The 26,235-nt window shown below is 70.2% G+C and carries 23 protein-coding genes; 3 read left to right on the top strand and 20 right to left on the bottom strand.

Translation table 11 applies throughout. The annotated features are described in order from the left end of the window. Positions 1–7 precede the first annotated feature (7 nt). The 4 genes from ACWH49_RS13340 to def all read right to left on the bottom strand — a co-directional run bounded on the left by ACWH49_RS13340 (position 8) and on the right by def (position 3,898). Positions 8–1,360 carry a GH1 family beta-glucosidase gene (locus ACWH49_RS13340; protein ID WP_448171888.1) on the bottom strand — a complete coding sequence of 451 codons (1,353 nt, stop codon included), beginning with the start codon at positions 1,358–1,360 and terminating at the stop codon, positions 8–10. A gap of 167 nt (positions 1,361–1,527) precedes the next feature. After that, complete coding sequence (gene htpX / locus ACWH49_RS13335; RefSeq protein ID WP_448171887.1) at positions 1,528–2,379, bottom strand: zinc metalloprotease HtpX; 852 nt, start codon at positions 2,377–2,379, stop codon at positions 1,528–1,530. Between the two features lie 59 nt (positions 2,380–2,438). Continuing rightward, positions 2,439–3,398, bottom strand: coding sequence for a methionyl-tRNA formyltransferase (gene fmt, locus ACWH49_RS13330; RefSeq protein WP_448171886.1), 960 nt, complete (start codon positions 3,396–3,398; stop codon positions 2,439–2,441). Further along, positions 3,395–3,898 carry a peptide deformylase gene (gene def / locus ACWH49_RS13325; protein WP_448171885.1) on the bottom strand — a complete coding sequence of 168 codons (504 nt, stop codon included), beginning with the start codon at positions 3,896–3,898 and terminating at the stop codon, positions 3,395–3,397. Before def ends, fmt begins: the two co-directional genes overlap by 4 nt. Positions 3,899–4,139: 241 nt before the next feature. Here def and ACWH49_RS13320 point away from each other — a divergent pair, with 241 nt between their 5' ends. The 3 genes from ACWH49_RS13320 to ACWH49_RS13310 are packed head-to-tail and all read left to right on the top strand — an operon-like array spanning position 4,140 to position 6,964. Beyond that, positions 4,140–5,315, top strand: coding sequence for a LysM peptidoglycan-binding domain-containing protein (locus tag ACWH49_RS13320; RefSeq protein ID WP_448171884.1), 1,176 nt, complete (start codon positions 4,140–4,142; stop codon positions 5,313–5,315). Between the two features lie 42 nt (positions 5,316–5,357). Further along, complete coding sequence (gene dprA, locus ACWH49_RS13315) at positions 5,358–6,461, top strand: DNA-processing protein DprA (protein ID WP_448174348.1); 1,104 nt, start codon at positions 5,358–5,360, stop codon at positions 6,459–6,461. A gap of 50 nt (positions 6,462–6,511) precedes the next feature. After that, the gene (locus ACWH49_RS13310) at positions 6,512–6,964 is read left to right on the top strand and encodes a DUF494 family protein (RefSeq protein WP_448171883.1); all 453 of its coding nucleotides are present in this window, start codon (positions 6,512–6,514) and stop codon (positions 6,962–6,964) included. Positions 6,965–7,027: 63 nt separating this feature from the next. On the opposite strand, the gene ACWH49_RS13305 is transcribed toward ACWH49_RS13310, so the two are convergent. The 16 genes from ACWH49_RS13305 to ACWH49_RS13230 form a co-directional block, all read right to left on the bottom strand. After that, on the bottom strand, positions 7,028–9,319 hold the full coding sequence (locus ACWH49_RS13305; protein ID WP_448171882.1) for a DUF1631 family protein: 2,292 nt from the start codon (positions 9,317–9,319) through the stop codon (positions 7,028–7,030). Positions 9,320–9,357: 38 nt separating this feature from the next. Further along, entirely contained in the window at positions 9,358–10,392 is a 1,035-nt protein-coding gene (gene secF, locus ACWH49_RS13300; RefSeq protein WP_448171881.1) for a protein translocase subunit SecF, read from the bottom strand. A 37-nt stretch (positions 10,393–10,429) separates the two neighbouring features. After that, a complete protein-coding gene (gene secD, locus ACWH49_RS13295; protein WP_448171880.1) occupies positions 10,430–12,307 on the bottom strand; it encodes a protein translocase subunit SecD in 1,878 nt (625 codons plus the stop codon). 123 nt (positions 12,308–12,430) lie between these two features. Further along, positions 12,431–12,766 (bottom strand): preprotein translocase subunit YajC, encoded by a 336-nt coding sequence (yajC, locus tag ACWH49_RS13290; RefSeq protein ID WP_448171879.1) that lies wholly within the window; start codon positions 12,764–12,766, stop codon positions 12,431–12,433. A 109-nt stretch (positions 12,767–12,875) separates the two neighbouring features. After that, on the bottom strand, positions 12,876–14,009 hold the full coding sequence (locus ACWH49_RS13285; RefSeq protein ID WP_448171878.1) for a metallophosphoesterase: 1,134 nt from the start codon (positions 14,007–14,009) through the stop codon (positions 12,876–12,878). An 83-nt stretch (positions 14,010–14,092) separates the two neighbouring features. Next, positions 14,093–15,889, bottom strand: a complete 1,797-nt coding sequence (locus tag ACWH49_RS13280; protein ID WP_448171877.1) for a bifunctional metallophosphatase/5'-nucleotidase — start codon at positions 15,887–15,889, stop codon at positions 14,093–14,095. 52 nt (positions 15,890–15,941) lie between these two features. After that, the gene (locus tag ACWH49_RS13275; protein WP_448171876.1) at positions 15,942–17,150 is read right to left on the bottom strand and encodes a phosphopentomutase; all 1,209 of its coding nucleotides are present in this window, start codon (positions 17,148–17,150) and stop codon (positions 15,942–15,944) included. After that, complete coding sequence (deoA, locus tag ACWH49_RS13270) at positions 17,147–18,478, bottom strand: thymidine phosphorylase (protein ID WP_448171875.1); 1,332 nt, start codon at positions 18,476–18,478, stop codon at positions 17,147–17,149. Before deoA ends, ACWH49_RS13275 begins: the two co-directional genes overlap by 4 nt. A 10-nt stretch (positions 18,479–18,488) precedes the next feature. Then, the gene (deoC, locus tag ACWH49_RS13265) at positions 18,489–19,277 is read right to left on the bottom strand and encodes a deoxyribose-phosphate aldolase (RefSeq protein ID WP_448171874.1); all 789 of its coding nucleotides are present in this window, start codon (positions 19,275–19,277) and stop codon (positions 18,489–18,491) included. 18 nt (positions 19,278–19,295) lie between these two features. Beyond that, entirely contained in the window at positions 19,296–20,105 is an 810-nt protein-coding gene (locus tag ACWH49_RS13260) for a purine-nucleoside phosphorylase (RefSeq protein ID WP_448171873.1), read from the bottom strand. Then, on the bottom strand, positions 20,102–20,533 hold the full coding sequence (locus ACWH49_RS13255; protein ID WP_448174347.1) for a cytidine deaminase: 432 nt from the start codon (positions 20,531–20,533) through the stop codon (positions 20,102–20,104). The genes ACWH49_RS13260 and ACWH49_RS13255 overlap by 4 nt, the downstream gene beginning before the upstream one ends. Next, positions 20,530–21,480 (bottom strand): ABC transporter permease, encoded by a 951-nt coding sequence (locus ACWH49_RS13250; protein WP_056472821.1) that lies wholly within the window; start codon positions 21,478–21,480, stop codon positions 20,530–20,532. Before ACWH49_RS13250 ends, ACWH49_RS13255 begins: the two co-directional genes overlap by 4 nt. Then, positions 21,473–22,609 carry an ABC transporter permease gene (locus tag ACWH49_RS13245; protein ID WP_448171872.1) on the bottom strand — a complete coding sequence of 379 codons (1,137 nt, stop codon included), beginning with the start codon at positions 22,607–22,609 and terminating at the stop codon, positions 21,473–21,475. The genes ACWH49_RS13250 and ACWH49_RS13245 overlap by 8 nt, the downstream gene beginning before the upstream one ends. After that, positions 22,606–24,162, bottom strand: coding sequence for an ABC transporter ATP-binding protein (locus ACWH49_RS13240; protein ID WP_448171871.1), 1,557 nt, complete (start codon positions 24,160–24,162; stop codon positions 22,606–22,608). The genes ACWH49_RS13245 and ACWH49_RS13240 overlap by 4 nt, the downstream gene beginning before the upstream one ends. After that, entirely contained in the window at positions 24,159–25,163 is a 1,005-nt protein-coding gene (locus tag ACWH49_RS13235) for a LacI family DNA-binding transcriptional regulator (RefSeq protein WP_448171870.1), read from the bottom strand. Before ACWH49_RS13235 ends, ACWH49_RS13240 begins: the two co-directional genes overlap by 4 nt. 32 nt (positions 25,164–25,195) lie before the next feature. Beyond that, positions 25,196–26,173, bottom strand: coding sequence for a BMP family lipoprotein (locus ACWH49_RS13230; protein WP_448171869.1), 978 nt, complete (start codon positions 26,171–26,173; stop codon positions 25,196–25,198). Positions 26,174–26,235 lie beyond the last annotated feature (62 nt).

The raw sequence follows: 26,235 nt of genomic DNA, 5'->3' as shown, positions 1-26,235 counted from the left end.
CTGCCGGTCAGTCGGTGTTGAGTACCGCGCCGTTCGAGGCGATCACGCTGGCGTAGAAGTGCGCGCTGTCCTTCAGCGTGCGCTCCTGGGTGTCGAAGTTGACGTGGACGATGCCGAAGCGCTTCGAGTAGCCGAGCGACCATTCGAGGTTGTCCAGCAGCGACCAGGCGCAGTAGCCGCGCAGGTCCACGCCTTGCTCGATCGCGTCGTGGATCGCGCGCAGGTGGGCGCGGTAGTAGCCCAGGCGCAGCGGGTCGGCGACCTTTCCGTCCATGGCCTTGGGCGGGTCGTAGAACGCGGCGCCGTTCTCGGTCACGTACTGCGGAATGTTGCCGTAGCGGTTCTTCAGCCAGACCAGGATCTCGGTCAGCCCTTGCGGATGCACTTCCCAGCCCGTGTCGGTGTAGGTCGATTGCGACTGCGGCACGACGGCGGTCTTGACCGGCCACGCCGTCTCCTCGTGGCGGATCATGTCGCGCATGTAGTAGTTGATGCCGACGAAATCGATCTTCTGCTTGATCAGCGCGTAGTCGGCGGCCGGCCACTCGGGCCAGGCCTCGCCGAAGATCTCCTTCATCTCGGGCGGGTAGCTGCCGAGGAAGACCGGGTCCAGGTACTGGCGGTTCATGTAGGCATCGGCGCGTTGCGTGGCGGCGATGTCTTCGGGCTTGTCGCTCGCCGGGTGCTTGGGCGCCAGGTTCACGACGATGCCCACTTCATGCTTGCCGACCGCGCGATACGCCTGCACCGCCTTGCCGTGCGCGCGCATCAGCTGGTGCGAGGCGATCGGCGCCTCGAAGCGGTTCTTGTGGCCGGGCGCGAGCGCGCCGTGAAGGTAGCCGCCGTCGGTGACGACCCAGGGCTCGTTCAGCGTGGCCCACTTCTTCACCCGGCCGTCGAGGCGCTGGTACATCACGCTCGCGTAGTCGGCGAACCAGTCGGCCACGTCGGGGTTGAGCCAACCGCCGCGGTCATCGAGCGCGGCGGGCAGGTCCCAGTGGTAGAGGGTGGCGAGCGGCTCGATGCCGTTCTCGAGCAGGGTGTCGACCAGGCGCTCGTAGAAACCCAAGCCGCCTTCGTTGACGCGGCCGCGGCCCTCCGGCAGCACGCGCGCCCAGGCGATGCTGAAGCGGTAGGCGGTGAGGCCGAGGCGCTTCATCAGCGCCACGTCGTCCTTCATCCGGTTGTAGTGGTCGCAGGCGACGTCGCCGGTGTCGCCGTTCTTCACCAGCCCCGGCGTCCGGACGAAACGGTGCCAGATGCTCGGCCCGGCGCCGTCGGCCAGGGGCGAGCCTTCGATCTGGTACGCCGAGGTGGCTGCGCCCCAAAGAAAGGATTGGGGAAATGCGTAGGTCTTCAACGGCGGCTCCCAGGCACGACTTTGGGGATGTAAACGTTATCACTGTCCGAAAAGGTACCAATACGGGTAATTGCGGTGCGCAAACCTTTGTTGACGATCCCAGCCCAGATGGCCGAAGGCGCAAAAAAGCCGCCTCGCGGCGGCTCGGTGCCGATGGCAAACCGGTGTCAGACGGCGGCGGGCGCCATCGCCATCAGGCGTGCGACGCGCTCCTCGGTCGACGGGTGCGTCGAGAACAGCCCGCGCAACCCGCCGGCGGACAGCGGGTTCATGATCATCATCTGCGCGGTCTCCGGGTGCCGCTCGGCCGCTTCGAGCGGAATGCCCTGGGCGTAGCGGTGGATCTTCTGCAGCGCCGCAGCGAGCGCGTGCGGGTCGCCGGAGATCTCCGCGCCGCCGCGATCGGCCTCGAACTCGCGGGCGCGGCTGATCGCCATCTGGATCAGGCTCGCCGCGATCGGCGCAAGGAACATCACCAGCAGTCCGACGATCGGGTTGTGCGCACGGCCCTCGCTGTCGCGCCCGCCGAACAGCATCGCGAAGTTGGCGAGCATGGAGATCGCGCCGGCCATCGTCGCGCTGACGGTGCTGATCAGGATGTCGCGGTGGCGCACGTGGGCCAGCTCGTGCGCCATCACGCCGCGCAGTTCGCGCTCGGACAGGACGCGCAGGATGCCGGTCGTGGCGGCGACCGCGGCATGCTCGGGGTTGCGCCCGGTCGCGAACGCGTTGGGCGCATCCTCGTTGATCAAATAGACCTTGGGCATCGGCAGCTGCGCGCGCTGCGCCAGGTCGCGCACCATGCGGTAGAACTGCGGCGCGGAGGTCTCGTCGACCTCCTGCGCGTTGTACATCTTCAGCACCAGCTTGTCGGAAAACCAGTAGCTGAAGAAGTTCATGCCAAGCGCCACGACGAGCGCCAGCATCATCCCCTGCTGCCCGCCGATCAACGAGCCGATGGCCATGAACAGGGCGGTGATCGCCGCCATCAGGACGGCGGTCTTCATCAGATTGAACATTGCGTGGTGACCTCGTCGGAAACGCTGGAGCCGCGTAGATGCGGGCAGCGTACGCGAGTTCAATGCGACGGGGACGCGAAGACCATGCCGGCGACAAGCGGCCGGCCCTGCACGAAGGCCGCAGCGACGAGCCGCTTGCCGCCGGGGCGCTGCAGTTCGGTAAGGCGCAGTGCGCCGGTGCCGCAGGCGACGACGATGCCGGCGTCGCTCACGCCGATCACTTGGCCCGGCGCGCCCGCGCCCGGCACCACGTCGCCGCGCCAGCACTTGACGGTCTCGCCATCGAGCTGCGTGCTGGCGCCGGGGAACGGGTCGAAGGCACGCAGGCGCCGCTCGATCGCGGCGGCATCGACGCGCCAGTCGATCGCGGCCTCGGTCTTGTCGATCTTGTGGGCGTAGGTGATGCCTTCGGTCGGCTGCGGCTGCGGGACCAGGCCGCCGCAGGCGGCGAGTTCGAGCGCCTCGACGACCAGGCGCCCGCCGAGCGGGGCGAGCTTGTCGTGCAGCGTGGCGGTGGTGTCGTCGGCCGCGATCGCGATCGACTCGGCGAGCAGCATCGGGCCGGTGTCGAGGCCGGCGTCCATCTGCATGATCGTGATGCCGGTGCGCACGTCGCCCGCCTCGATCGCGCGGTGGATCGGCGCGGCGCCGCGCCAGCGCGGCAGCAGCGAACCGTGGATGTTGAGCCCGCCCAGGCGCGGCACGTCGAGCACCCACTGCGGCAGGATCAGGCCGTAGGCGGCGACGACGAGGACGTCCGGGCGCGCGGCCAGCAACGCCGCGCGGCCATGCTCGGCTTCATCGGCAAACTTGCCGTCGAGCCGCAGGCTGCGCGGTTGCGCCACCGGGATGCCCTGCGCCGTCGCGAAGGCTTTCACCGGTGACGGGTGCAGCTTCAGCCCGCGCCCGGCGGGCCGGTCGGGCTGGGTCAGCACCAGCACGATCTCGAAGCCGGCCGCATGCAGCTGCGCCAGCGCGACCGCCGCAAACTCGGGCGTGCCGGCGAACGCGACCCTCATTCCTCGCGCGCCTTCTTGAGCATCTTGGTCTTGATGCGGTCGCGCTTGAGCTGGCTCAGGTACTCGACGAAGACCTTGCCCATCAGGTGATCCATCTCGTGCTGCACGCAGATCGCGAGCAGCCCGTCGGCCTCGAATTCCTGGGTCTTGCCGTCGCGGTCGAGCGCCCGGACCGTCACACGGGCGTGGCGCTTGACCTTGTCGTAGACCAGCGGCACCGACAGGCAGCCTTCGTCCGCGAAGGTCATCTCCTCGCTCCGCGCAATCAGCTCGGGGTTGATCAGCACGCGCGGATCGTCGCGCGCGTCGGAGGTGTCCATCACGATCACGCGCTCGTGCACGTCGACTTGCGTGGCGGCCAGGCCCACGCCGTCGGCGGCATACATGCTCTCCAGCATGTCGTCGACCAGTCGCCGGATGCGGTCGTCGACCTGGGCGACGGGTTTGGCCACCGTGTGCAAGCGTGGATCGGGGTAGCGGAGGATGTTCAGGCTGGCCATCTGGAATTGGTTTCAGTGCCGTAGTCGGCCAAGGTGTGGAACGGGCGCAACACTCGTGATCCGTGACAGGTCTCACACGACGCGCCAGACGAGGTCACTTTCGTTGCGATATCAAGGGTTTAGGGGCAGAATCTGTGAAACTGATTGAGGATTTTCGCCGAACTGTGGTTTGCCCGGCGAAGCCTGCGGACACAACCCCATCGCGCGGGCGACGATGCCGTGCATCTCCTGAGAGACCCACATGACCCGTCGTGATCGATCTGTTTCTCGTGCTCGCCGCGCCACCGGTGCCGTGTCCATCGGCGCGATGCTGGGTCTGGTCTTCGGCGCCGCGACGGTCCAGGCGGCTGATTATCCGATCACTTCACAGCAGCGCGGCACCGCGCAGAAGGTCGCGCAGGACGGCGTGCCGCTGTCCGAACTGGCGCCCAATGCGCCCGACTCCCACACCGTGAAGCGCGGCGACACGCTCTGGGACATCTCCAAGATCTTCCTCAGGAGTCCATGGCGCTGGCCCGAGCTGTGGGGCATGAACCTCGACCAGATCCGCAATCCGCACCTGATCTACCCCGGCCAGGTGCTGGTCCTGGACAAGACCGGCGGCCGTGCGCGCCTGCGCATGGGCCAGGCGGTGGGCGGCGGCACCGACAAGCTGTCGCCGCGCGTGCGCTCGTCCGACATCGGTGCCGACGCGCTCGCGTCGATCCCGTTCGGCCTGATCGAGCCGTTCCTGAACGAGGCGGTGATCTTCCAGGGCAACGAGCTCGAACAGGCGCCGCGCATCGTCGCGACGCAGGAAAACCGCGTCATCCTGGGCCGCGGGGACACCGCCTACGTGCGCGGCGACCTGAGCAACGGCACCGACTACCGGATTTTCCGCAGCCCGAAGCCACTGCTCGATCCGACCACCAAGGAACTGCTCGGCTACGAGGCCGTCTATGTCGGCGGTGCCGAGTACACGCGCCAGGGTGAGACCCGGGTCGACGCCGCCGGCAAGTCCGAGATCGTGCCGGCCACGTTCACCGTGACCAGCGTGCGCTATGAAGCCGGCGTGGGCGACCGCCTGGCGGTCGTGCCGCCGCGCGAGTACACCAACTACGCACCGCACGCGCCCCAGGGCCCGATGGAAGGCCGGATCGTCTCGCTTTACGGCGAGGCGCTCACCGCCGGCCAGAACCAGATCGTCTCGCTGAACAAGGGCGCGAAGGACGGCATGGAACGCGGCCACGTGCTGGCGCTGGTGCGCAACGGCTCCCGCGTCGTCGACACCACCGACCCGACCAAGCCGACAATCAAGCTGCCGGACGAGCGCCACGGGCTGCTGTTCGTGTTCCGCGTGTTTGACCGCATGTCGTACGCGCTGATCCTGTCGGTCAAGGAACCGGTGTCGCCCGGCGACCGCTTCACGCAACCCTGACCCGGCCCATTTCCCCGCCGGCTCCCGCCGGCCTCTCGCGTGATCGACCCCGAAGAACTTGGCGCCTGGCTGCGCCTGCTGGAGACGCCCGGCGTCGGGCGCGAGTCGGTACGCCGCCTGCTCGCGGCGTTCGGCTCGCCGCAGGCGGTGATCGCCGCGGACGCCGACGCACGACGCGCGGTGGTCGGTGCGGCGCAGGCGAACGCGCTCGTTGACGAACCGGAAGGGCTCGCGGCACTTCACGCGGCGACCCTGGCCTGGTTGCAGCAGGTCGACGCGGCAGCGCCGCGCAGCGTGATCCCGCTGGACGACGCGCGCTATCCCGCGGCACTGCTGAACTCGCCCGATCCGCCGTTGATGCTTTACGCCCAAGGCCGCGTCGAACTGCTCCAGGCCGACTCGATCGCCATCGTCGGCAGCCGCCACCCGACCGCGCAGGGCGCCGCCAATGCCGCCGACTTCGCGCGCGAGCTCAGCCGCGCGGGCTTGACCATCGTCTCGGGCATGGCGCTCGGTGTCGATGCAGCCGCACATGCTGGCGCGCTCGACGGCGCCGCGAGCACCATCGCGGTCGTGGGCACCGGTCTCGACCGGGTCTACCCCCGCCGCCATCTCGCACTGGCGCACCGGATCGCGCAGCACGGCCTGATCGTCAGCGAATACGCACTCGGCGCGCCGCCGCTGGCGACGCATTTTCCGCAGCGCAACCGGATCATCGCCGGCCTGAGCCGCGGCACGCTGGTGGTGGAGGCGGCGGTCCAGTCGGGCTCGCTGATCACCGCGCGGCTCGCCAACGAGGCCGGGCGCGAGGTGTTCGCCATTCCCGGCTCGATTCATTCGCCGCAGGCGCGCGGCTGTCACGTTCTGCTGCGCCAGGGCGCGAAGCTGGTCGAGACGGCGCAGGATGTGCTCGAGGAGCTGCGCCCGACGGTGGCGCGCGACGCGCCGGCGGCGGCCGTGGAGTCTCCATCGGACACCGATCCGTTGCTCGACGCGCTCGGCTTCGACCCGGTCACGCTCGACGCCCTTGCCGCTCGCACGGGTCTCGGCGCCGCGGCGCTCAGCGCGCGGCTGCTCGGGCTCGAGCTGGACGGCGTCGTGGCCCGCCTGCCCGGTCAGCTGTTCCAACGTGTGGCAGGCCGCTGACGGCGCTTGGCAGAACCGCGCGGACAGACCCACTGGGGTATAGTGAATCCATGTTCGATGTGCTCGTGTACCTGTACGAAAACTACTGGCGTCCCGATGCGTGCCCGGACCACGATCAGCTGACCCGCAAGCTGTCGTCGGTCGGTTTCGAATCGGACGAGATCCAGGAGGCGCTGTCGTGGCTCGACGGCGTGGCCACGGCCGCCGAGGCGTACGTCGGCGAACAGGGCGCGCACAGCATCCGCGTGTACTCGCCGGCCGAGCAGGATCACCTCGGGGAGCCGTCCATCGGCTTCATCAGCTTCCTCGAATCCGCGGGCGTGCTGCCGCCGCCGATGCGCGAAATGGTGATCGACCGCGCCAGCGCCATTCCGGGCGGTCCGATCGACCTGGAAGACCTGAAGATCATCGTGCTGATGGTCTTCTGGAGCCTGGGCGAGGAGCCCGACGCGCTGATCCTCGACGAACTGTTCGTCGACGAAGAAGACCGGTTGATCCACTAGCAGAAGCGGCTGAAGCCGCGACGGGCGGCACGGCCAAGCCGGCCGCCGCCCTTCCCGCAGGATTCAGTTCAGCAGGCGCGACGGATCCCCGTCGATCTTGGCCAGCGCGCTGCGCGTGGCTTTCACGGTCAGCGATTCGTCCTGCGCCGGCACCAGCAGCCCGGCCTGCAGGAACGCCGCGAGGCGATTCTGCTGGAACAGCACGCCCCGACCCTGCGGCGAGACAAAGAGCGTCAGCTGGCGCCGCATGCCCTGCCACGCCAACTGCATCGGCTCGTTGCGGTTGCGGTAGTCGAGCATGTACCAGCTGCCGACCTGCAGCTCGCGCGCCCACGCGACCATGGCCGGGGTCGGCATCGAGCCGCCCTCGGCGACCACTTCCAGCTCGGACGATTCGTGACCCGAGAGATCGTGGACCATCGCCTCGTCGATCTCCAGGTCGTCGGCCTCGGGGAGCAGTTCCTCGAGCGTGTCGAGCCGGGCCATCAGTTCCTCGAGCCGCTCGTGCGGGATCGCCGCGGTCTTGGCGGTGAACGCGGCGGCCAGCGAGTTGTTGAGTTGCTGGATGTGCTCGTCCTGCTTGCCGGCCGGCACGCCGGCGTTGTCCATGCCGTCACGCAGCGTCTTCAGCAGCGGTGGCAGGCGCCGGATGACCTCGGCGCGCTCTTCGCGCGAGACCTTGGCGCTGGCCGACCAGATCAGGTCGGCGGCGGCGCGCTTCATGTCCCGGGTCGCGTCGCTCTGGTTGCCATGCTTGACGGCGGCCATCGCGAGCACGTCGGCCCAGACGTGGAACAGGAACTCGCGCACGCCTTCCTGCACCGGCACCTCGTTGAGCATCTTGCGCAACTCGATCGTGTACTGGATCGCGAGCGTCTCGCGCTGCTCGACCTGCTGCGCCAGCGATACGCCCTTGCGCGAGGCCTCGTTCTCGTTCTTGAAGTAGTGCTCGAGGAATTTCTCGAACTCGACCAGCACGGTCTGGAACACGCGCCGGCCGGTGTCAGGGTAGGCCTCGACGACCTGCACGACGCGCTTGATTTCCTTCTCGATCACGTCGCCCACCGCGCGGCTGGTCGCGTCGAAGCCCATCACGCACGAGCCCATGCGGTCGATCAGCCGGCGCGCCGGGTGATCGATCGTCGCGAAGAAATCCGGCTCGCTGACGGCCACCCGCAGCACCGGCATCTGCAGTCGCGCGAACCACACCCGCACGGCCGGCGGGATGCGCTCTTCGGTCAGGATGCTCTGGAACAGCAGCGCGACGATCTCGATCGTCGCCCGCTCGACCGGCGTGGTCGCGGCCTGCTTCAGCGCCTGCTTGCGCTGGTTCAGCTCCTCGAGCAGCGCCGGCGTGCTGACGTGTCCGGCAATGGTGGCCGCGTGCTCCGCCGTGGCCATGCGCCGCGCGACCGCCTGCTGCGCGTCGTTGATCGCGTTCTTCAGCCGCGGCGCGGTCATCACCGGCCTGTCCTGCTGCGTCACACCGAAGCCCGGCAGTTGCCGCGCCACCAGGCGGTTCAGGCGCCCGAGCACCTGTTCGGCATGGCCGGCGGCGTTGGACAGCGCACCCGCCCGCGTCATCATGCGCGTCTCTTCGTTCACTTCGCCGCCGCCTGAGGCCACGAACCCGCCACTGCCGCCGCCGGTGGCCACCGGCGGCGCGCCGCCGAAACCCGTCATCGCCGAGTTGCGCGAGCGGCGGATGAACGGGCGCAGGTCGATGTCGGGCAGCACGTGGCGCTCGAGCAGGAAACGGTTGGTCTCGTGGTACGCCTCTTCGGTGAACAAGGTGAATTCCTCGTGGATCAGCCCCTGCAGCAGGCGCCACAAGTCCAGACCGAGGCCGGCCGAGCGCCACGACGCCGTCGCGACGCGCGCGATCACGTGGGGACGGATCACGTCGTTCGTGTCCATTTCCTCACGGCGTTCGAGCACGTTCATGCGCGAGCGCAGGTCGCTGAACTCCCAGGACGCGCGGTCCATCATCGCCAGCGCGAGCTTGGAGGTGATGATCTCGTGCTCGATCGTGTCGTCATCGACCAGGCTGAGCTTGGCCTGGCGACTGGCCGACAGCGGCAGCTCACCGGGGTGGGTTGCCGAGACGAGGCCGGAGCGCCGGGCACCGCCGAGCATCACACTCATGCCTTGCAGCCACAGCGGTGCGGACTTCGGGAAATCGGGAATCAGCTCGCGCCGCCGCATCACGACAGAGGGTTCGGCGACCTGGCTCAGCAGCACGCGTGAGCCCTGGTCGACCGCCTGAACCAGCCCGGGCAGGCCGGCAATCAGCGACTCGAGATACGCGCGCCTCGCCTGTCGGGCCAATGCCGTCGGGTTGGCGGGGGTCGGCATGGGTGCGGCGAATCCTGACTGAAAGTGACGGTGGGACTCTACACCACCGCCCCGGCGTTGGGATCGTCGGGATCGAGCTCTTTGGCCGGTCCGGCCTTGACCAGATCCTCGCGCTTGACGCCCAGCCACATCGCGATCGCCGCCGCGACGAACACCGACGAGTAGATGCCGAAAAGGATGCCAATCGTCAACGCGATCGCGAAACCATGAAGCGTCGGGCCCCCGAAGATCAGCATCGACAGCACCATCATCTGCGTGCTGCCGTGCGTGATGATGGTGCGGCTCATCGTGCTGGTGATCGCGTGGTCGATCACCTCGTGCGTGTTCATCTTGCGGAAGCGCCGGAAGGCCTCGCGAATCCGGTCGAAGATCACCACCGATTCATTGACGGAGTAGCCCAGCACCGCCAGCACCGCGGCCAGCACCGTCAGGTTGAATTCCCACTGGAAGAACGCGAAGAAGCCGAGGATGATGACCACGTCGTGCAGGTTGGCGATGATCGCCGCGACCGCGAACTTCCACTCGAAGCGGATCGCGAGGTAGATCATGATCCCGACGACCACCGCGAGCAGCGCATAGGCGCCGTTGACCGCGAGCTCGCGTCCGACCTGCGGGCCGACGAACTCGACGCTGCGCTGCTGCACCGGCTCGGCGGCACCGGCGGAACACGCCGGGCGGCTGACGCTCTCGCCCTTGTCGGTCGTGGTCTGGCGGACGCTGACGGTGCCACCCTCGGCCTTGCACAACGTGTCGAACACGGTCGTCGCGACCTCGGTCTGCTTCATGCCCGGCGTGATCGGCAGCCGGATGATCACGTCGCGCGAGCTGCCGAAGTTCTGCACCTGCGACTCGCCCAGGTTGAGCTTGTCGACGTTGGCCCGGATCTTCTCGACATCGGCCACCTGCGCGTAGCTCGCCTGCGTGACGATGCCGCCGGTGAACTCGATCGAGAAGTGCAGCCCGCGCGTGACCAGGAAGAACACCGCCAACGCGAACGTGACCGCCGAGATGATGTTGAAGACCAGCGCATGCCGCATGAACGGGATGTCGCGACGGATTCTGAAGAACTCCATGATGGATCCTTGTGCTGAGGTGTCGGGCCGGCGCGGGTCAGGTCTTGACCGCGGGCACGTCCGGCTGCGGCTTCCAGACCTGGCCGATCGACACGCTCTTGAGCTTCTTCTGGCGGCCGTACCAGAGGTTCACCAGGCCGCGCGAGAACACGACCGACGAGAACATCGAGGTCACGATGCCCAGGCAGTGCACGACCGCGAAGCCGCGCACCGGACCGGAGCCGAACGCGAGCAGCGCCAGACCGGCGATCAGCGTCGTGACGTTCGAGTCCAGGATCGTCGCCCAGGCGCGCTCGTAGCCGGTGTGGATCGCCACCTGCGGCGACGCGCCCGCGCGCAATTCCTCGCGCACGCGCTCGTTGATCAGCACGTTCGAGTCGATCGCCATGCCCAGCGTCAGCGCGATCGCGGCGATGCCGGGCAGCGACAGCGTCGCCTGCAGCATCGACAGCAGCGCCAGCAGCAGCAGCAGGTTGAAGCCCAGCGCCAGCGTCGAGACGATGCCGAAGAACTGGTAGTACACGCACATGAACAGCGCGATCGCCGCGAAGCCGTACAGCACGCTCTGGAAGCCCTTGGCGATGTTGTCGGCGCCCAGACTCGGGCCGATGGTCTTCTCCTCGATGATGTCCATCGGCGCGGCCAGCGAGCCGGCGCGCAGCAGCAGCGCGGTGTCATTGGCCTCGCCGGCGGTCATGCGGCCGGAGATCTGGAAGTTCGAGCCGAGTTCGCCGCGGATCACCGGCGCGGTCACGACCTCGCCCTTGCCTTTCTCGAACAACAGGATCGCCATGCGCTTGCCGATGTTGTCGCGCGAGGTGTCCTTCATGATGCGCGCGCCCTTCGCGTCGACCGTCAGGTTGACGACCGGCTCGTGCGTCTGGCCGTCGAAGCCGGGTTGCGCGTCGGTGAGGTTCTCGCCGGTCAGCACCACCTGGCGCTTGACGATCAGCGGGCTGCCGTCGCGGTCGGTGAAGCGCTCGGTCCCGAACGGCACCGGGCCGGCGCCGCGTGCGGCCACCTGCGCCTCGGCACTGTCGTCGACCATGCGCAGCTCCAGCGTCGCGGTGCGGCCGATGATGTCCTTGGCCTTGGCCGTGTCCTGCACGCCCGGCAGCTGCACGACCACGCGGTCGGCGCCCTGCTGCTGGATCACCGGCTCGGCCACGCCCAGTTCGTTGACCCGGTTGTGCAGGGTCGTGATGTTCTGGGTGATCGCGGTGTCTTGAACCCGCTTCGCCGCCTCGGGCTTCAGGCTGCCGGCGAGCCGGATGTCGGTGCCGTCCGGCGTCTCGGTCCACTGCAGGTCGGGCAGTTGGTCCTGCAGCAGGTTGCGCGCGGCGGTCATCGTCTCGCGGTCGCGGAAGCGCACGTCGACGTTGTTGCCGTCGCGGGTGATGCCGGCGTGGCGCAGGTTCTTGTCGCGCAGCAGCGTGCGGATGTCGCCGCTCAGCGCCTCGGCCTTCTTGGTCAGCGCCGACTTCATGTCGACCTGCATCAGGAAATAGACGCCGCCGCGCAGGTCGAGGCCGAGGAACATCGGCAGCGCGTGCAGCGAGGTCAGCCAGCCCGGCGAGCGCGACAGCAGGTTGAGCGCGACGATGTAGCTCGGGTTTGCCGGGTCGGGATTGAGCGCGGCGTTGAGCGCGTCCTTGGCCTTGCGCTGCGCATCCAGGTCACCGAAGCGGGCCTTGACCGAGTTGCCCTCGAATTGCACGAAGTCGGGCTTCAACTCGGCCTTGGCCAGGATCTCGGACACGCGCGGCGCCATCGAGCCGTCGAGCTTCAGCGTGGCCTTGCCGCTGCTGACCTGCACGGCCGGCGCTTCGCCGAAGAAGTTCGGCAGCGTGTAGATCAGGCCGACGAGCAGCGCGACGACCAGCAGCGCGTATTTCCAGGCGGGGTAGCGATTCATCGAAGTTCCTTCAGCGGCGCGGGTCGCGCCACGATGGCGACGGCCGCGCAGCGCCGGGGTGGGCTGCCTGCGAGCGAGCCGCGCGAGAGCGAGCGGGCGTTGGCCGCGCGGACGCGGCGGGTCTTACTTGGTGGCGACGGTGCCCTTGGGCAGCACCTGCACGACGGCGCCGCGCTGCACCTGGATCTCGACGCCGTTGGCGATCTCGACGGTCAGATAGCTCTCGCCGATCTTGGCGATCTTGCCGAGCATGCCGCCGGAGGTGACGACCTCGTCGCCCTTGGCGAGCGCATCGATCATCGCCTTGGCTTCCTTCTGGCGCTTCATCTGCGGCCGGATCATCACGAAGTACAGCACCACGAACATCAGCACCAGCGGCAGCATGCTGCCCAGGCTGCCGAACGGCGAGTCGGCAGCGGCGGCGGGCGCGGCTTGGGCAAAGGCTTCGGAAATGAACACTTGGAAATCCTCTTGTGGAGCCCGGCACGACGCCGGAAGCGAAACCCGTCGATTGTAAGACGCGCCCTCCGGGCGCTGTGCAATGCCCTGACAGGGCGCCGCGGGCGCCTCAGCCCGGCGCCGGCACCAGCCGCAGCCGGGTGATCTCGGACGGAGCGCCGAAGCGCTTCGGCGGCCCCCAGTAGCCGGTGCCGCGGCTGGTGTAGACCCACAGCCGCCGCCACCGGTGCAGCCCGGCGGTGAACGGCTGCTGGAAGCGCACGAACAGGTTCCACGGCAGGAACTGGCCGCCGTGGGTGTGGCCGGAGAGCTGCAGCTGGAAGCCGGCGCGCTCGGCCGCCTCGGCGCTGCGCGGCTGATGGGCGAGCAGCAGCTTCGCACCCGCGCCGGCCGGCGCGCCGGCGAGCGCCGCCTGCGGATCGCTGCGCTCGGCTTCGTCGAAGTGGTGCGCGCCGAAGTCGGTGACGCCGGCGACGACCAGCACCGCCCCCGCGTGCTGCAGCACCACGTGCTCGTTCATGAGCACGCGCAAGCCCAGCCGTCGCAATTCCGCCACCCAGGCCGGTGCGCCCGAGTAGTACTCGTGGTTGCCCGTGACGAAGAAGGTGCCGTGCGTGGAGGTGAGCGATGCCAGCGGTGCAACATGACCCGCGAGTTCGCGCACCGAGCCGTCAACCAGGTCGCCGGTCACCGCGACCATGTCGGCACCGATCGCGTTGACGGCCGCGACGATGCGGCCCAGGTAGGCGCGCTTGATCGTCGGCCCGACGTGGATGTCGCTGATCTGCGCGATCGTGAAGCCGTGCAGCGCGGCCGGCAGCCCCGCGATCGGCACGTCGACCGAGACGACCGCCGCCGTGCGCCGCGCGTTGACGAAGCCCCAGGCGCTGGCGGCCAGGCCGAGCAGCGGCACCGCCACGGCGCTCCAGAGCGCGAGCGCGGACGGGTCCAACGCGGCCGGCGCGGCCAGGCCGACGAGCGCAGCGACCAGCAGCAGCACGTCGCGGGCCAGCGTCAGCACGAACAGCGACGAGAACAGCCCCATCGCCAACGCGCCCGCCCAGGCCAGCCGGTCGGACCAGGGCGGGCGCACGCGTCGGGCCAGCAGCGCCATCGGCATCAGGGCCGCCGACGCGACGAGCAGCGCGACGAAGGCCGGCGTCCCCGGTCCGGACGGCAGGTCGGGCACAACGCGCCAGCCCACATAGGCGTGGACCAGCGCGGAAATCAGGAACAGCGACATCGGCAGCGGCCGGCGCGTGACCGGCGAAGAAGTGTCGCCCTCATCTGGATGCGAAACGCGCCGGCGCAAGGGCCGGCGCGCCGTCACGGCAGCCGCGTGATGCGCGTCGGGACGGGTGACCGCTCCGGCGCGCCCTTCAGGTAGGCGATCAGCGCGTCCAGATCCTGCCCCCCGCCGGTGCGGGCGGTGCCGCGCGTCAACACGGTGAACGCGTCACCGCCTTCGGCCAGGAAGCTGTTGACGGTGATCCGGTAGTCGCGGTCGGGCACGATGGCCTCGCCATTCAAGCGCATGTCGCGCACGCGCTCGCCGGCCGGAGCATCCGACTGCCAGGTGTAGGTGAATCCGGCGGAGGGCTGCAACCAGGTCGCCTCCTGTGCGCCGGGGCGCTGTTGCGACTCGAGCAGCGCCTTCAGCTGCGCGCCGGTCAGCGTCATCACGACCAGGCTGTTGCCGAACGGCTGCATCGTGAAGATCTGGCCGAAGGTCGCGGTGCAGGGCGGCGCGCCCTTGCAGTCGAGGTCGCTGCGGATGCCGCCCGGGTTCATCAGCGCGATCTGCGCGCCGCCGTCCGCCGGTGCCTGCGTGGCGGCGAGCTGCGAGTCGGCGATCAGGCGTCCGGCCGGGCTGTCCGCGCGCCCGCCGCGCGGGAAGCTGCCGCCGATCAGGCCGACCGGCTGGGCCGCCTTGGGCGCGACGACCGCGGCGTATTTCGCGACCAACTCGGCGATCGCCGGGTCGGGCCGCGCGCTGCGCAGCACGTCGCCGTACGGCTCGGGCAGCGCCGCCGCCAGACGCTCGCGCAGCGCGGGATCGGTCTGGTCGTTCAGCACCGGCAGGTTGATGGTGCGGGTCTGCGACGGGATCACCTTCTTGCTCTTCGGATCGAGCACCACGTCGACCACCGAGAGACCGCGGCCGTAGGACGTGCCCTGGATGATCACGCGGCCGTCGATGACGCAGCGGTAGCCCTGGTGGGTGTGGGCCGAGAAGATCACGTCCACGTCCCTGGTCACGCGCTTGGCGATCGCGAAGATCGGGCCGTGCGCATCGGGGCAGCTGGCATCGTTCCAGTCGCCGCGCTGGCTCGGCGGGCCGAGCTCGCCGCCCTCGTGGATCGTCATCACGATCGCCTTCACGCCTTGCGCCTTCAGATGACGCGCGGCGCGGTTGATCGCTTCGGCCTCGTCGATGAAGCGCAGGCCGGCCACGCCGGACGGCGTCACCAGGGTCGGCGTGTTGCGCGTGACTGCGCCGATGATGCCGACACGGATGCCGTCGATCTCGCGGATCAACGAAGGCGCGAACAGCGTGTGCCCGTGGCCGTCGAACACGTTGGCCGACAGGTACGGGAAGCGTGCGCCGGTGTACGGCGCCAGCGTGCACGAGGTCGCGACCGCGTCCGGCTGCGGCGGCGGGCAGCCGCCGTTCGCGATGCGCTTGAGCTCGGCCGCGCCGGCGTCGAACTCGTGATTGCCGACCGTCGACGCATCGAGCCCGATCGCGTTCATCACCTCGATCGTCGACTCGTGCCGGAACAGCGTCGACACCAGCGGCGCCGCGCCGATCAGGTCGCCGCCGGAGATCATCAGGCTGTGCGGGGCGCCGGCCCGCAGCGCCTTGACCAGCCCGCCCACGGCCGCGGCGCCGCCGACCGGCACGCGCAGCGGCCTGCCGCCTTGCGGGTCGGCCAGCGTGAGGGTGAGGTTCGCGGGCTCGAGGTTGCCGTGGAAGTCGTTGATGCCGATGAGCCGCAGCGCGACCGGTTCGGCGGCTTGCACCAGCGTGCTGGAAGCGACGGCGACCCATCCGCCGAGGAGCGCTCTGCCGAGCAACGAGCGAAGCGGGTTTGGAATGCAGAACGGTTTCATGGCCGTCATTGTCCGTATTCGATCCAGCGGATGAAACAAGTGCGCCGGCCCGTCGTGCGCTTCACCAGCAGGCTGTCCCGTGGGCCAGGGCCGGAACGCCGAGATGTCGGGCCAGCGTCTGGCCAAGGTCGGCGAAGGTGGACCGCACGCCGAGATCGCGGCCGCGCGGCGCGGCGGGGCCGGCGAACAGCATCGGCACGTGCTCGCGGGTGTGGTCGCTGCCGGGCCAGGTCGGATCGCAGCCGTGGTCGGCGCTGAGCGCGAGCAGGTCGCCGGGGCCGAGTTCGGCGAGCAGGCGCGGCAGGAAGGCGTCGAAGGCTTCGAGCGCGTCGGCGTAGCCGGCCACGTCGCGGCGGTGGCCGAACAGCATGTCGAAGTCGACCAGGTTCGAGAACACCAGGCCGCCGTCGGCGCATTCCCGCCAGGCCTCCAGTGTCTGCGCGCAGAGCTCGGCATTGCCGTCGCCCGTGCGGCTGCGGGTGATGCCGCGCGCCGCGAAGATGTCGCTGATCTTGCCGATGCCGTGGACCTCGCGGCCGGCGTGTTTCAACACGTCGAGCAGTGTCGGCGCGGGCGGCGGCGTGGTGTAGTCGTGGCGGTGCGCCGTGCGGCGGTAGCGGCCGTTCTCGCCGACGAACGGCCGCGCGATCACGCGCGCGATGTTGGCCTCGTCGAAGATCGTCTTGGCCTGCGTGCAGATGGCATAGAGCCGGTCGAGGCCGAAGTGCGTCTCGTGCGCAGCGACCTGGAACACGCTGTCGCTGCTGGTGTAGCAGATCGGCCAACCGGTGCGCCGGTGCTCGTCGCCGAGCCGCTCGATGATCTCGGTGCCGCTCGCATGGCAGTTGCCGAGCGCGCCGCCCAGCCCGCAGGCCGTGAGCCAGCGCTGCATCAGCGCCGGTGGAAAGACCGATGCGGCCGGATCGTCGGTCTTGGGGAAGTAGCCCCAGTCGAACGCCACCGGGCAACCCATCAGCTCCCAGTGACCGCTCGGCGTGTCCTTGCCGAGACTGACTTCGGCGGCGGCGCCGAATGCGCCGTCCGGCTCGGCCCGGCGCTCGACACCGGCTGGCCACTGCCCGCCGGCGGCCCGCGCCGCTTGCGGCAGGCCGAGCCGCGCGAGGTTCGGCAGCCGCAGCGGCCGACCGTTCGCGACGCACCACTGCGCGATGTGGCCGAAGGTGTCGGCGCCGACATCGCCGAAGCGCGGCGCATCCGGCGCCGCGCCGAGGCCGAACGAATCGAGCACGATGACGAGGGCCCGGCTCATGCGGCGGTCTCCGAGGTGATGCGTTCGAGGACCGCCGGCCGAAGCGCCGGCGCCGTCTCGACGATGTCGATCAGCGCCGACAGGCGCGCGGCCGCGGCCTGCGCCGACGCGGTGTCGGCGGCATGAACGATGGCCAGCGGCTCGCCCGCCTCGACGCGGCTGCCGAGCGACAACACACCGCTCACGCCGACCCGGTGGTCGACGCGGTCGCCGACGAGCCGCCGCCCGCCTCCCAGCTCGACCACCAGCACACCGATGTCCCGGGTCGCCATCGCGCCGAGCCAGCCGGCCCGTGGCGCCAGCACCTCCTGCTGCGCCGGCGCGGTCGGCAAGTACGCCGCAGGCCGCTCGACGAGGTCGGCGGGCCCGCCGAGTGCCGCGACCATGCGCGCGAAACGGTCGAGCGCACGGCCGCCGGCGAGCGCGGCGTCCACCAGCGCGAGTGCCGCGTCTTCGTCAGCGGCGAGGCGGCCGATCAGCAGCAGTTCGGCACTGAGGGCGCGTGTCACGGCGAGCAGGCGCGGCTCGCGCCGCCGGCCGTGCAGGAAGTCGATCGCCTCGTGCACTTCCAACGCGTTGCCGCCGCTGGTGCCGAGCACTTCGTTCATGTCGGTGATCAGCGCATGCGTGCGCAAGCCTGACGCGCCCGCCACGCGCACCAGCGACTGCGCAAGTGCGCGCGCCGTCGGCAGGTCGGCCGCGAACGCGCCGTTGCCGACCTTCACGTCCATCACCAGCCCCTGCAGTCCCGCCGCGAGCTTCTTCGACAGCACGCTCGCGGTGATCAGCGGGATCGACTCGACCGTCGCGGTCACGTCGCGGATCGCGTACAGGCGCCGATCGGCGGGCGCGAGCGCGGCCGTCGCGCCGACGATCGCGCAGCCGGCGGCGCGCAACGCGGCGCGCAGCTCGTCGGTCGACGGCGTGCTGCGGTAGCCGGGAATCGCCTCGAGCTTGTCGAGCGTGCCGCCGGTGTGGCCGAGGCCGCGGCCCGAGATCATCGGCACCACGCCACCGCAGGCGGCCACGATCGGCGCGAGCAGCAGGCTGACCTTGTCGCCGACGCCGCCGGTCGAGTGCTTGTCGAGCACCGGGCCGCCGAGCTGGGCACCGGCCCAGTCGAGCACGTCGCCGGACCGCGCCATCGCGCCGGTCAGCGTGGCCGTCTCGGCCGGGTCGAAGCCGCGCAGCAGGATCGCCATCGCCAGCGCGGCCGCCTGCGCGTCGCTCCACGAGCCGTCGACCAGGCCGCGCACGAAGGCGTCGATCTGGGGCGCGCCGAGCGCGTGGCCGTCGCGCTTCAGGCGGATGATTTCCTGCGCGAGCATGGCCGAAGGCTCAGTAGCTGCCCGGGGCCGCCGGCGGCCCCGCGGCCGCATGGCCCGCGAGCACCGCCTCGATATCGTTCAGCAGGCTGCTCGCGCCGATGCGCAGGCGCGGCGGCGTCAGCGCCGCGATGCCCAGCGCCTGCTCGACGAGGCCGAAATACAGCGCCGCCTCGGCGACCGTGCGGATGCCGCCCGAGGCCTTGAAACCCACCCGGTGGGCAGCGCGCGGGTCGGCGGCGATCGTGGCCAGCATCGCGCGCGCGGCGGCAGGCGTCGCGCTGACCGGCGTCTTGCCGGTGCTGGTCTTCAGGAAGTCGGCGCCGGCGTCGAGGGCGAGCTGCGCCGCGCGGCGGATCAGCGCCTCGTCGACCAGCACGCCGGTCTCGAGGATCACCTTCAAGGCCAGGCCCGGACAGGCGGCGCGCACCGCGTCGAGCAGCGCGCTCACCGCGCGCTCGTCGCCCTGCTGCAGCCGCGCGAAGGGCAGCACCACATCGACCTCCTGCGCACCGGCATCGACGATCTCGCGGGTGTCGGCCACGGCGCGCGCCCGGTCGGCGCCGCCGTCTGGGAAGTTCGCGACCGCAGCGACCGCGATGTTCGCGGGCAACTCGCGCCGCGCCAGCGCCGCGAAGCGCGGCCACACGCACACGGCCGCCACGTGGCCGTGCGGGCCGCGGGCGCGCGCGCACACCTTGACGACGTCGGCCTCGGTGTCGCCGTCGTTCAGCGTCGTGAGGTCCAGGCACGCCAGCGCCAGGCGCGCGCTGGCGATCGGGTCGAACGGGACAGGGGTCATGGGCAAGGTCGGTTCAGATCAAAGTTCGATGGCCGCGATGATGTCGGCCAGCAGGTCGCCGACCACGTCGCTCGCGGCCAGCGCCTGCGACAAGGTGTGGGCGTGGCTCAAGGACTCGTCCGACAGGCCGGCGCCCATGTTCGTCAGCAGCGAGAGTGCCAGCACCCGCATGCCCGCGTGGCGCGCGAGGATGGTCTCGGGCACGGTGCTCATGCCGACCGCGTCGGCGCCGATCTGGCGGAAGAAGCGGATCTCGGCAGGCGTCTCGAACTGCGGGCCGAGCGTCCACGCGTACACGCCCTCGTGCAGCGTCAGGTTCTGGCGGTCGGCCACCGCATGCGCCGTCTTGCGCAGCGCCGGATCGTACGCATCGAGCATGCTGACGAAACGCTCCGAGCCGCCGGCGCCGACCAGCGGCGAGCGCTGCGGCAGGTTGATGTGGTCGGCGAGCACCATCAGGCTGCCGGGGATCATCTCGGCGCGCAGGCTGCCGGCGGCGTTGGTCTGCACCAGCACCTCGCAGCCGAGTTCACGCAGCGTGTGCAGCGGGCTGCGCATGCCGGTGACTTCGCCGCTCTCGTACGCGTGCTTGCGCCCGCTCATCACCGCGACCTCGTGCGGGCCGATCCTGCCGAGCCAGAGTTCGCCGGAGTGGCCCTGCACGGTGGCCTGCGGAAAGCCGTCGAGCTGGTCGTAGCGGATGCGGCGCGCGTCGCGCACCTGTGCGGTCAGCCCACCCCACCCCGAGCCGAGCACGACGGCGATGCGCGGGCGGGCGCCGGGCGCGAGCGCGCGCACCTGGCGAGCGGCGTCGGACGACCTCGTCATGACGAAGGGTTCTCCGGCCCGAAGCTGTCGGGCAGCAGCTGCGCCAGCGTGAACTGCGCGCGCAGCGCGTGCCGGTCACCGACCAGCACCGGCGTGTCGGGCGCCGCGAACTCGCGCAGCTTCTGGCGGCAGCCCCCGCAGGGCGTGACCAGCCCCGCGCCATCGCCGACCACGGCGAGCGCGCGCACCCGCGTGCTGCCGGCCAGCACCATCGCGCTGAACGCGCCGGCCTCGGCACACACGCCCTGCGGGTACGCCGCGTTCTCGACGTTGCAGCCGGCGTGCACCCGGCCCTGGTCGTCGAGCACCGCCGCGCCGACCGCGAAATGCGAGTACGGCGCGTAGGCACGGGCCTGTGCGGCGCGCGCGGCGTCGAGCAGGCGTTGTCGGTCCAGGTCGTTCAGCATGGTGTCGTCTTCATCGGTCAGCGTTCCTTCACGTAGGGCACGCCGAGGGCTTTGGGCGCGGTCGTGCGGCCGATGAATCCGGCCAGCAGGATCACGGTCAGCAGGTACGGCAGCGCCTGCACCGCCTGCACCGGCACCTCGCCGATACCCGGCAGGCTCACGCCCTGCAGGCGGATCGCCGCGGCATCGAGAAAGCCGAACAGCAGGCAGGCCAGCAATGCCGGCACCGGCCGCCAATGGCCGAAAATCAGCGCGGCCAGCGCCATGAAGCCGCGGCCCGCCGTCATGTTCGGCGCGAACGACGCGTTCTGCGCCAGCACCAGGTAGCTGCCGGCCAGCCCGCACAGCATGCCGTTGAGCGTCAGCGCCGCGTAGCGCAGCCGGATCACCGACACGCCGGCCGCATCGACCATGTGCGGGTTCTCGCCGACCGCACGCAGCCGAAGGCCGAAGCGGGTGCGGTAGACCAGCCACCAGACGCCGCCGACCAACGCGAGCGTCAGGTAGACGAGCAGGTTGTGACTCAGCAGGCCTTCGCCGAGCGCCGGTCCGAGCGCGGCCGATGCGCCCGGCCACAACGCGTGCAGCCGCACCGTGTCGGCCACCGGCGGCGTCTGTCCGCCCTGGTGGAACCAGGCGATGCCGAGGACCACGGTCAGGCCGGCCGCGATGATGTCGATCGCCATCCCGGAGACGACCTGGTCGCCGCGGTGGCTGACGCATGCGAACCCGTGCAGCCACGACAGCGCGACCGCCACGCCCATCGCGAGCAGCAGCGCGATCACGGTCGAGCCGAACGCCGCGCCCCCCGCCGCCGCGGCGAACGCGGCGAACAGCATCTTGCCTTCGAGGCCGATGTCGACGACGCCCGAGCGCTCGGCGAGCAGACCGGCGAGCGCGCACAGGATCAGCGGCGTCGCGACCCGCAGCGTCGACGCGATCAGCGCACCGATCAGCGCCTCATCCATTCGCGGCCTCCGTCGAGGCCGCGGCGGCCGGCGCGCGCTGCGCGCCCAGGTGCACCACGCGGGCGACCGCCGGCGCGACCACGTACGCCATCGCGCCCGAGAACAGCACGATGAAGCCCTGCAGCGTGACGACCATGTCGCGGCTGAACCCGGGCACCTCGAACGCGACCTCGGCCCCGCCCTGGAACAGCGCGCCGAACAGCAGGCTCGCGAGCACGATGCCGAACGGATGGTTGCGCCCCATCACGGCCACGGCGATGCCGGTGAAGCCGGCGCCGCCGACGAAGTCGAGCAACAGCTTGCCGTTGACGCCGGCGATCTCGTTCATGCCGACCATGCCGGCCAACGCGCCGGACAGCGCCATCGCGAGGATGATCTGGCGCGTCGGGCGGATCCCGGCATATGCCGCCGCGCTCGCGCTGGCGCCGACGGCGCGCAGCCGGTAGCCTGCGCGGCTCTTCCACAGGAACGCCCAGACGCCGACCGCGGCCAGCAGCGCCAGCAGCAGGCTCAGGTTCAGCGGCGACGACGGCCAGGCGATGCCGAACCACGCGAGCGCCTCGTGCATGCCCGGCAGGTGCGCGGCCGGCCCGAACGGCACGCTCTCGACCGACATGCCGCCGGGCGCCTTCAACCGGTTGACCAGCAGGTAGACGAGCAGCGTGCTGGCGAGGAAGTTGAACATGATCGTGGTGATCACGACATGGCTGCCGCGGTAGGCCTGCAGGTAACCGGGCACGGCCGCCCACACCATGCCGAACAGCGCGCCGCCGGCCAGCATCAGCGGCAGCAGCACCGGTGCGGGCAGCTTGTCCGCGAGCCACAGCGCGACCAGCCCGGTGCCCAGGCCGCCGAGCGTGGCCTGCCCCTCGGCGCCGATGTTGAACAGGCCGCCATGCGACGCGAGCGCGACCGCGAGGCCGGTGAAGATGAAGCTGGTCGTGTAGTACAGCGTGTACGACAGGCCGCGCTCGCTGCCGAACGCACCCTTCACCAGCATCGTCATCACCTGCGCCGGGCTCTGTCCGATCAGCGCGACGACCAGCGCCGCAACGAGGAGCGCGATCGCCAGGTTGACGATCGGCAGCAGCACGACGTCGGCCCAACGCGGCAGGGCCCGCGCGCTCATGCCGCGACGCCTTCGGTCTCGACCATCAGCAGGCCGACCTTCGCCTCGGTGCACTCCGCGATCGGCAGCTCGCCCGTGATGCGGCCCTCGTTCATCACCAGCACCCGGTCGGCGAGCGCGAGGATCTCGTCGAGCTCGCTCGACACCACCAGCAGCGCGCAGCCCGCGTCGCGCAACGCGCGCAGCTGGGCGTGGATGAACTCGATCGCGCCGATGTCGACGCCGCGGGTCGGCTGGCCGACCAGCAGCACGCGCGGCCCCTGCCCGATCTCGCGCGCGAGCACGAGCTTCTGCTGGTTGCCGCCGCTGAACTTGGAACTCGCCAGCGCCGGGTTGCGCGGGCGCACGTCGAAGCGCTGCATCAGCGCCGCGGTCGCGTCGCGCATGCGGCGGTGAAGCATCCAGCCGCGCGGGCTGCTGTAGGCCGGCCGTTCCTCGTAGCCGAGCACGGCCGATTCCCACGCGCCGAAGCTCATCACCATCGCACGCGCATGCCGGTCTTCGGGCACGTGGGCGATGCCGAGCGCGCGCGCCGTGCGCGGGTCGAGCCAGCGTGCCGGGCCGAACGATTCGCCCGCCACCGTCAGGCGGCCTTCCTGCGGCGCGCGCAGGCCGGCGAGCACTTCCAGCAGCTCGCTCTGGCCGTTGCCCGCGACACCGGCGACGCCGACGATCTCGCCGGCGCGCAAGCGGATGCTGACGCCGCGCAAGCGTTCGACCTGCAGCGCGTCGCGCACCGTCAGGCCGACCGCTTCGAGCGCCACGGCGCCGGGGGCGCCCTTCGCATCGCCTTGCCGGCCCATGTGGACCTGGCGGCCGACCATCGCCTCCGCTAGACCCTGGATCGACGCGTCGGCGATGTCGGTCTCGTGCACGACGCGGCCGCCACGCATCACGGTGACGCGGTCGCACAGGCGCATCACTTCCTTGAGCTTGTGGGTGATCAGGATGATCGTCGTGCCCCGGTCGCGCAGCCGCGCCAGCACCTTGAACAGCGCCTCGGTCTCCTGCGGCGTCAGCACCGCGGTGGGCTCGTCGAGGATCAGGATCTTCGCGCCGCGGTACAGCGCCTTCAGGATTTCGAGCCGTTGCCGGTCGCCGACCGAGAGGTCGCCGACGATCGCGTCGAGTTCGACGCGCAGCCCGGTCGACGTCATCAGCGCCTCGAGCCCGGCGCGCACCACCGCGTCGGAGCGCTTGAGCAAGACATGCGGCTCGGCGCCGAGCATCACGTTGTCGATCGCGCTCAGCGTCTCGACGAGCATGAAGTGCTGGTGCACCATGCCCAGGCCGAGCGCGATCGCCTCGAACGCGTTGCGAATGCGCACCGGCGCGCCGTCGACCTCGATGTGGCCGCTGTCGGCACCGTAGAAGCCATACAGCACCGACATCAGCGTGCTCTTGCCCGCGCCGTTCTCGCCGACCAGCCCGTGAACGGTGCCGGCGCGCACGTTCAGCGTCACGTCGGCATTCGCCTGCACACTGCCGAAGCGCTTGTCGATGCCGACCATGCGGACCGCGAGCGGTGCCGGGGCGTTCGGGGCGTCGCTCATGAGGGTACGGTGCCAGTCGATTCGCGCATCAGCAATTGCGCCGGCAGGACCACTTCGCGTCCGGGCGACGGGCCGGCGCCGATGCGGTCGATCAAGGCCTGCGCTGCGGCTTCGCCGAGCGCGCGGATCGGGTGGCCGACAGTCGTCAGCGCCGGGTAGGCATAGGCGCCCAGGTCGATGCCGTCGAAACCGATCACCGACAGGGCACCCGGCACCGAAACGCCGCGCTCCGCCGCGGCGCGCAGCGCACCGATCGCGAGCAGGTCGTTGCTGGCGAAGATCGCGGTGACCGCATCGCGCGCGAGCAGCTCCGAGGCGAGCGCGTGACCGGCGGCGGCGTTGAACTCGCCTTCGAGCAACCAGCCGGGTTCGGGTGCGATCCGCGCCGCCGCCAGCGCAGCGCGCCAGCCCGCCGTGCGCGCGCGACTGACCGCAAATTCCGACGGGCCCGACAGGCACGCGATGCGCCGGTGGCCGAGCCCCAGCAGGTGCTCGACCGCGAGCCGCGCGCCGCCTTCGTGGTCGACCCGCACCAGATCGGCGCCCAGGCCCGGCACGTCGCGGTCGACGACGACCGTGGGCACGCGCATCGGCGCGAGGCGCCGCACCAGCGCGGCCGCGTCGCCGGCCGCGGCGGCCATCAGCAGGCCGTCGACCCGCCGCTCGAGCAGGGTCTGCAGGTAGCGCGACTGGCGCTGCGGATCGTCGTCCGAGTTGCACAGGAACACCGAGTAGTCGGTGCGGCGGCAGCAGTCCTCGATGCCGCGCGTCAGCTCGGCAAAGAACGGGTTCGTGATGTTGGGCACCAGCACGCCGAGGATGCAGGTCTCGCTCATCTTCAGCGCACGTGCCACGGCGCTGGGTGCATAGCCCATCTCGGCCACCGCGCGCTCGACCCGCTCGCGTGCCGAGTCGCTGACGCGGCGCGTGCCGTTCAGCACATGCGAGACGGTCGTGAACGACACGCCCGCGCGCGCCGCGACGTGCTTGATCGTGCTCACGCCGGGCCCTTTCGCGTCGGTTCAGCCGTTGCTCAGAACTTGCAGGCGTTGTCTGCCATGTAGTCGGCGACCTTCACCTTGCCGCCGATGATGTCGGCCTTGGCGGCTTCGACCTTCTTCTTCATGTCGACGCTGACGAGCTTGGCGTTGTTCTCGTCCATCGCGTAGTCGACGCCGCCTTCCTTCAGGCCGAGCACCGTGACGCCTGGCTTGAAGGCCTTGGCGGCCTCGTAGACGGCGACGTCGACGCGCTTGAGCATCGAGGTCAGCATCGTGCCGGGCTGGATGTGGTTCTGGTTGCTGTCGACGCCGATCGCGAGCTTGCCGGCGTCCTTGGCGGCCTGGTAGACACCGATGCCGGTGCCGCCCGCCGCGGCGAAGACCACGTCGGCGCCCTTGCCGAACTGCGCCTTCGCGAGTTCGCCGCCACGCGCCGGGTCGGCCCAGGCGGCGCCGGTGGTGCCGGTCATGTTCGAGAACACCTCCGCCTTCGGGTTCGCGAACTTGGCGCCCTGCTCGTAGCCGCACTGGAACTTGCGGATCAGCGGGATGTCCATGCCGCCGACGAAGCCGACCTTGCCGGTCTTGCTCGCCGTGGCGGCCATCACGCCGACCAGGAAGCTGCCTTCCTGCTCCTTGAACACGACCGACTGGACATTCGGCAGTTGCACCACCATGTCGATCAGCGCGAACTGCAGCTTCGGGAATTCCTTGGCGATCTTCTCGATCGCCGCGGCCTGGCCGAAGCCGATGCCGATGATCGGGCTCGCGCCGCGTTCCGCCATGCGGCGCAACGCCTGCTCGCGCTGGGTCTCGTTGGCGATCTCGAATTCGAGGTAGGGCTTGCCGGTCTCCTTCTTCCACTTCTCGATGCCGCGGTAGGCCGCCTCGTTGAAGGACTTGTCGAACTTGCCGCCCATGTCGTAGACGACGGCGGGCTCGGCGCGCGCGGTGGTGGCACACGCGGCCAGGGCGAGGGCCAGGAATCCGAGGCGGTGGGTGGGGGTCATGGTCTGTGCTCGCTGACGTGGGCTGCGGGTCGAGGGCTCGAACAGGAATTCTGCACCGTCAC

Source organism: Rhizobacter fulvus (assembly GCF_964020785.1).
Note: the sequence above shows the minus strand (reverse complement) of the source record. Positions and strands in the feature narration are given on the sequence as shown.